General features: G+C 75.5%; 1 protein-coding gene. It reads left to right on the forward strand.

The window, feature by feature from the left end:
- Window positions 1-372 precede the first annotated feature (372 nt).
- The gene (locus FNQ90_RS24385) at window positions 373-879 is read left to right on the forward strand and encodes a DUF6912 family protein (RefSeq protein ID WP_182608320.1); all 507 of its coding nucleotides are present in this window, start codon (window positions 373-375) and stop codon (window positions 877-879) included.
- Window positions 880-1,072 lie beyond the last annotated feature (193 nt).

Raw genomic sequence — 1,072 nt, forward strand, 5'->3', positions numbered from 1 at the left:
GGTGTGCGGGGGGCGGTGTGTCCCGCCGGCCGCCCCCGGGCGGGACGGCCGTGGTGGCCGTGCCACCCGGAGCGGCCCCCGTGGTCCCTGTCGCGTGCGTCGTGTCCGTGGTCATGGCGCCACTCCCATCCGGGGTCGTCGGGACGACCGCCCGGATCGTTCGCCCCGCCCCGCGGCGGAGGGCCGCGGAACGGAGCTACTGATCAGTAACATCGCGGAGTGTAACCATGCCCGCACGGACCGGCCAAGCGCATTGCTCCGAGCGGGGGTCCCGTGTCGAAGGAGGCCGGGACCCCGGGCCCACGACACCCCGGTCCACCGGGACCCGTTCGTCCCACCGGCCCCGGCCCGCGCTGCTCTATCCTGATCCGCATGCGCGTCTACCTCCCGCTCACCCTCCCAGGACTCGCCGAGGCGTATCGGGCGGGGGAGGTCGGGCCCGCCCCCCTGGCGGCCCGCGCCGTCACCCCCGGCCTCCGCGAGTGGTACCTCTCCGGAACCGAGGAGGAATTGGAGTACGCGGCCCTCGGGCGGGCGGCCCTCGACTCGCTGCGTCTGATCGCCGCCGACCGGGACGTGCCGCCGCGTCGGGTGGTGCTCGCCGTCGACGTGCCCGACGACCTGGTGCGGACCGACCCGGATCGGGCCCTGCTCACCGAGGCGTTGGGCGAGGTGACGCTCACCGAGGCGGTCCCGGTGGCCCGATGGGCCGCGGCGCACGTGGATTCGGCCGACGCGGAGACCGATCTGGTCGCCGCCGCCGATGCCCTGCCGGCCGCCGAGAAGGGCGACCCGGACGCCCGGTTCGTGCTGGAGGGCACCGGCGACCACGAACTGTTGTGGTACGCCGTGCAGGAGATCCCCGCCCTCGACTCCTGAGGCGTCCGGTGCCCCGCCCCGGCCCCGGTCGCGGAATCGAACGCGCCGCCGGCGGACCACCCGAACCGGGGTCCCCGGGAGGACGTGGACGGGAATCGTGCCCCCGCCGGCGCGGAAACCGCCGGCCCGTTGTCGGTGATCGCGCGTACCGTCGTGTCATGCGTCAGGACAGCCGCCCCCACGATCCCCCGCC

It is taken from the genome of Streptomyces alkaliphilus, from assembly GCF_014141535.1.
Lineage (GTDB): Bacteria > Actinomycetota > Actinomycetes > Streptomycetales > Streptomycetaceae > Streptomyces > Streptomyces alkaliphilus.